We start from the raw sequence: 6183 nt of genomic DNA on the forward strand, positions 1-6183 counted from the left end.
ATTTAATATATCGGCATTTTTTCCTTTTTTTTAAAGATAAAATTTTAGTTTTTCTCTTTTTGAATAAAATAAAGTGTTAAAAACCTAAGCAGGATTTGTTTCTACAAACTTATGGGTAAGTTCCAGAAAATTATTATTTATCAATACTTTTCTCTGTAGCGGAGAAAAATTAAGGAAAAGTTAAGTGAATAGATACTTGATTTTAGTATATCTTTAGATTTGCCTCTACTGCTCTTATAAATGCCTTATTTTCCTTGTGTTTTCCAATTGAAACCCTAAGATAATCGTCTACTTTTTTTATTAAAATCCCCTCCTTAAGGAGAGAAGAATAGAGAGATTGAGGGTTTTTTGTTTTAAACAAGATAAAATTTGCTAATGACCTATAGGCAATTATTCCTTTAATTTTTGAAAGATTAAGATATAACCATTCCCTCTCTTTGATTATTTTCTCTATAAAGCCATTTATAATATCCCTTTCCTTAAGGCAGATTAAGGCTATTTCTTGGGTCAAGGTATTAAGATTGTAGGGAGGCTTTACCAATTTAAGGCAATCTATAAATTGTGGATTTGCCATAATATATCCACACCTTATTCCAGCAAGACCAAAGCCCTTTGAGAATGTTCTAATAATAGCAAGCCTATCGTATTGGCTTAAAATATCAACGAATGTTTTCTTTGAAAATTCAAAATATGCCTCATCTATAACAACAATAGATTCTGTCTCTTTTATAATTTTTAATATAGCCTCTATTTCAAAGCAATTTCCCGTTGGGTTATTTGGATATGCAATAAAGATTATGCTATTTTTCTTTCCCTCCTTTATTATTCCTTCACAGTTAAGCTCAAAATCAGGCTTTAATGGAATTCCTATTGTTTCACAACCTGCTATCTTTCCAATTATTTCATACATTGGAAATGTTGGGGTAGGAAAGATTACCTTTTTCTTAAAGCCACCGCAGGCAAGGAGGATGTATAAAATAAGCTCATCAGAGCCATTGCCAACCAAAATTACCTCCTTTGATACCCCTGTATAGGTTTCTAGCTTCTCCCTTAAAGCTAAAGCAGAAGGAGATGGGTATCTATTAAAGCTTATTTTGTCTATTTTTTTCTTTATTTTATTTTTTATTTTTTGTGGAAGATTATGGGGATTCTCCATAATATCAAGCTTTATTGGTAAATCCTCCCTCTCTGCATTATATGGAGAGATATTCAAAATATTAGGGTTCATAAAATTTTCTATCATTTTTCCTAAATTATATCATTCTTTCTGCTTCTTCTGTAAGCAAAATTAGTCTTTCTTTAAGGCTTTCTTTCTCTTCTTCTATTTCTCCCTGTACTTTATAGGGTTTTCCAAAAAGGATTATGGCTTTACTAAATGGGCAGGGCATTTGGTATTTATCCCAAGCATTCTTGAATGTCCATGAGGGATAGCTTGCTGATGTTAAGGGAACAATGTAGAGTGAGAGTTTCTTTGCAAGGTATATTACGCCATCTCCTATAGAATAGCAAGGACCCCTTGGTCCATCAACAGCCAAGCCAACATCAAACCCTTGTAAAACCTTATTTTTAAGCCCAATTATTCCTTCTGCACCTTTTCTTGCAGAAGAGCCTCTAATAATCTCATAACCAAATCTTTTAAGAATCCTTGCCTGGATTTCACCATCCCTTGAAAGGCTTGAAAGAAGGGTAATATTTTTATTTCTCATATACCAGACCAAAAGAAATTGTCTTCCATGGAAAAAGGCATATAAAACCCTGGTATCTAAATCTTTCACCATTTCTTCGCCTATTACCTTTAATTTCAGGGTATTAGATATACCTTTTATAATAGCCAATGCACCCATTGGCAAGATTTTATCAGCAAATGCTATTTCCGTAAGCCTCATATAGCCTTTTATACAAACCTCCCTTTTTCATCAATTCCTTGTGGCTTCCCATTTCTGCAATTTTTCCTTCATCCATTACAACAATCCTATCTGCATTTACAATGGTTGAAAGCCTGTGGGCAATGACAATAAGGGTAGTTTTAAGGGAAAGGATTTCAGAGAAAGAGGATATTATCTCCCTTTCAGAGGAATAATCCAGATTTGATGTTGCTTCATCCAAAATAAGAATCTTTGGCTTCATAATCAAAGCCCTCGCAATAGCTATTCTTTGTTTTTGTCCAGCAGAAAGCCTTGTGCCATATTCTCCTATCTCTGTGTTATATCCTTCTGGAAGCTCCTTGATAAAATTGCAATGGGAAAGGGAGGCTGCCTTTTCTATCTCATCCATAGAGAATGAAGACAACCCATAACCAATATTTTCTGCAATTGTTCCAGAGAAAAGGGCTGGTTCCTGGGAGACAAAGCCTATATTCTCCCTTAAGGACTTTATTGTAATTTTTCTAATATCTACGCCATCAATTGTAATTGTTCCAGATTGTGGTTCATAAAGCCTTAAAATAAGATTGACAAGGGTTGTCTTTCCACAACCAGATTCCCCAGCTATCCCTAAAAATTCACCCTGTTTAATCTCAAGGTTAACACCAGAGAGAACAGGAGTTTCTGCATAGCCAAAATATACATCTTTAATCTCTATCCTTCCCTCTTTTATTTTAAGAGGCAAAGCATCCTTGTCCTCTTGAATAATAGGGCTTGTATCCAATAGCTCAAATATATGAGATGCAGCTGATATTGCCTGATTTATAATAAGATTTGTCTTTGTTATTGACTTAAGGGGCGATGAGATTGTTCCAATATAAAATAAAAATGCAACAAGCCCTCCTTGTGTAAGACCTCCTGTGATAACCTGCCATCCTCCATATCCAGATAAAACAATTATCCCAATTGTCCCAAGAAGTTCAACCAGAGGAATGGAAAGGGAAAGAAGCCTTATGGTTTTTCTTGTAAGGACGAAATACTCAAGGTTCTTTTTTTTAAATCTCTCCTTCTCCTTCTCCTCTGCTGTAAAGAGCTTTATGGTAGCTACATTATGAATATCCTCTGATGCAATCCCAACAAGCTCTGCCAGTCTCCTCTGGCAGGATAGGGTTATATCCTTCATCCTCTTCCCAGCCCTATAGATTACCCTTATAACCAATGGTGTAATGGCCAGGGTAAGCAATGTCATTTTCCAGTTAAGGTAGAAAAGGATAGATATTGAGCCAATAATGACAATAGGGTTTTTTATAAGGGAAAGGATGTCTTCAGAGAGAAAATTTTTAAGGATAAGGACATCATTTGTAATCCTTGATAAAATCTCGCCCTTTTTTCTTTTTCCATAAAATCCCAAAGAGACATCCATAAGGTGATTAAATACATCACATCTTATGTTGAATATAACCCTCTCTCCAATAAGATTTAAAAGAAGGCTTTGGCCATACCGTGAAATTGCCAATACAAATGCAATTCCAATACTTAAGGCAAGGATAAAAGCTATAAGGGAAATATCTTTCTTTGGCAAAGCATCCAAAAGCATCTTTCCCATCCAGGGCAAGGCAATGGTGGCAAGGGAGTTTATAAGCATGCAAAATCCTGCTAGGATAAGATATGCCTTAAAGCCAAAAAGATATTTTAAAAGCCTTGTTAATGGGTTCATTTGTTCGTCCTTCGTCGTTCGTATATCGTCGTTCGTTCTTTGCATTTTTATCCGATATACGAAATACGATATACGATGTACAAATTAGTGTCCCCCATGTCCTCCTTCTTCCTTTTCCTCTTCTGGTGCTTCTTCCTTTTCCTCTTCCTTTTCTTCTTTCTTTTCCTCTTTCTTTTCTTCAGCAGGCTTATGTTCAGCAGCAAACATCTCCTTTATCTTCTTTCTTTCCTCCTCTTTTTTCTTCTTATATTCCTCTATCTTCTTCGCCTGCTCAAGGTAGAGCTTTTTCTCTATAAGGGCCCTTCCTAAAGAGCTATTTGCTCCACCAAAATCTGGGATTAAATATGAAATCTTTTCCTTTAAGCCAAATTTACCCTGTCCTACCTCAAGGATTGCCTCTATCCATTCATTGCTCCATTTAAGGCTTGCATTTGGAGAGTGATAATAGAGGATATATTGCACCTGGCAAGAAAGGCTTTCTGTAAGAAAATTATAAAAATTATTAAGCTCCTTTGAATTCCTTGAGAGCAAATACTTTCCATAACTTTCTTTTGCTATTTTTTCTAAAATAGGGTCTATATCTTTCTTATAATCAATAACAAATATGGGGATTCCATTATTTTTTGCATAATTCTTTAATCTTTTTATCTCTTGCGTCTCTTTCTTAAGGCTAATGGATGTAATTACAATCACAGCCCTTTTGCTTAAAAGGGGGACAGCACAATCTATCCCCTTATTTAATGACGAAAGAAGAGCATCTTCATTAGTAGATCCATTAAAGCTTAATTTCTCAATTGCATCTTTTATTTGTGTCTTATTAAGGGTAAAATCTAAAAAGATATTTGATGTATTTGAAAAAGAGATAATTGATGCGCCAGCAAATCCATCCTTAAATTTGGAAACAGAGGAAAGCAAAAGATTTTTTACATCCTTCTTTATGTATTTTGAATCCTCAATTACAAAAATAAGACCAAGATTTTCTTGTTTCTTCAATATCTCATCAACGCCCAATGGATATGCAACCCTATTCTCCTCTGATACCTTAAAATTATTATCAAAAAGGCCTGGAATATCGTATTTACCTTTCTTTAAGGTAATTGAGAAAAGAACCATAGGATAATTTGCAAGGTCTATTCTATTAACAAGGATGTCAGGCAAATTAGAAAGGCTGGAAAATGTATAGATATTTGAGGAGCCTGGAGAGGATATATAAATAAACCCAAATTTATTAAGAGCCAGGCCTTCACCTGCAAAATCTGTCTTTATTTTTTTTATAGTTTTCCCCTCTTTTGAATAGATAGAAATTCCATCCTTTGTTACGATATAAATGTTGTTATTATGGATAGATACCCATTTTGGCTTAATAGGGATAGAATTAATGAGATTTCCTGAGGAATCGAATATTTTAACATTTAGGCTATCAGAGATAAAGATAGACCCATCTTGGGAAATAACAAGGTTGTTTGGAAGGCAAAGCCCATCTATCTTTGATATAAACTTACCCTCCTTAGAAAATTTCTGCATCCTCTCTGCATCAACAACATAGATATACCCAAAGCTATCTATGCTTATTCCCTTGCAACCAATAAATTCACCATCCCCTCTTCCCTTTTTCCCAAATTTTAAAAGGAGCTTTCCAGAAGGAGAGAATTTTAAGAGGCAATTATTTGAATATGATGTTGCATAAACATTCCCCTCATTGTCTGTGCAAACACCATAGGGTTTTTTAAGGGATTTATGTGTTATCCTTAAAAGAAGCCTTCCAAATGGAGAGAGCTTCAAAAGGACATCGTTTCCAAACCCTGCTACATATAAATTATCAGCTTTATCAACATATATCCCAGAAGCTGAGAAAAACCTTTTGTCATCTTGTATATCCCCTTTTATTGTAAAAATTTGGACATATTCATCCTTTCCCTTTTCCCAATATCTTTCAATTTTATCCTTTGTATAGGGGTCATCAGAAAGCCTCAAATACATCTTGTAGGATTCCTTTGCCAAATCATTCATCCCATATCTAAACAGGCTATTTCCATACCAATACCAGGCATCAGAAAAATCAGGTTTAATCTCTAATACCTTTTTATAACAAGAAATAGCCTCTTTAAAATCTCCCCTTTGATATGACCAAAACCCCTCCTTTACAAACTCTTGCGCCCTTATTAGCTTTATATCCCTTCCGTAGATTAAAGTAGCAAATAAAAGAAAAAACAAAATTTTCACATCATCTATTTTATATTAAATAAAATCAAATAGCAATAATTCTGATAATTTCCCATTTTCCGCTACCTTAATAATAGATTAACATAAGACTAAAAAACTCTCAAGTTTTTTGCTTTAAAAACCGATAAAGAAGATGTGGAAGATATTTCAGAAGACAAAATCAAGTTTTTCTCCAAAACAATTGGCTCTTTAGTCCTTCTTAAGCCTGTCCTTGATAAGATGAATATTGCAGAGATTATTGACCGTATCTGCCCGTAGTAATTCTCGGTAAAAACTTAAACACATTAAAAATCATCATTTTTTTCTTTTATCTTCTCTATCCTTCTATATTTATAGTGATTTTTGCCTTTCCCTTTGGTTTTTTCTTCTTTGTTTTTTGTA

At 34.2% G+C, this 6183-nt stretch carries 5 protein-coding genes; 1 reads left to right on the top strand and 4 read right to left on the bottom strand.

Features of this window, described 5'->3' with window-relative positions:
• Positions 1–202: 202 nt before the first annotated feature.
• From hisC to AB1630_09665, 4 genes are all read right to left on the bottom strand, one after another.
• Entirely contained in the window at positions 203–1243 is a 1041-nt protein-coding gene (gene hisC, locus AB1630_09650; protein ID MEW6104053.1) for a histidinol-phosphate transaminase, read from the bottom strand.
• Between the two features lie 10 nt (positions 1244–1253).
• Positions 1254–1886, bottom strand: a complete 633-nt coding sequence (locus AB1630_09655; GenBank protein ID MEW6104054.1) for a lysophospholipid acyltransferase family protein — start codon at positions 1884–1886, stop codon at positions 1254–1256.
• Complete coding sequence (locus tag AB1630_09660) at positions 1858–3579, bottom strand: ABC transporter ATP-binding protein (GenBank protein ID MEW6104055.1); 1722 nt, start codon at positions 3577–3579, stop codon at positions 1858–1860. The genes AB1630_09655 and AB1630_09660 overlap by 29 nt, the downstream gene beginning before the upstream one ends.
• 84 nt (positions 3580–3663) lie before the next feature.
• The gene (locus tag AB1630_09665; GenBank protein ID MEW6104056.1) at positions 3664–5802 is read right to left on the bottom strand and encodes a tetratricopeptide repeat protein; all 2139 of its coding nucleotides are present in this window, start codon (positions 5800–5802) and stop codon (positions 3664–3666) included.
• A gap of 135 nt (positions 5803–5937) precedes the next feature.
• On the opposite strand from AB1630_09665, the gene AB1630_09670 reads away from it, so the two are divergent.
• Positions 5938–6060: a hypothetical protein gene (locus AB1630_09670; GenBank protein ID MEW6104057.1), complete on the top strand. Its 123-nt coding sequence runs from the start codon at positions 5938–5940 to the stop codon at positions 6058–6060.
• Positions 6061–6183: the final 123 nt, after the last annotated feature.

This window comes from bacterium (genome assembly GCA_040753555.1).
Taxonomy (GTDB): Bacteria; UBA9089; UBA9088; order UBA9088; family UBA9088; genus JBFLYE01.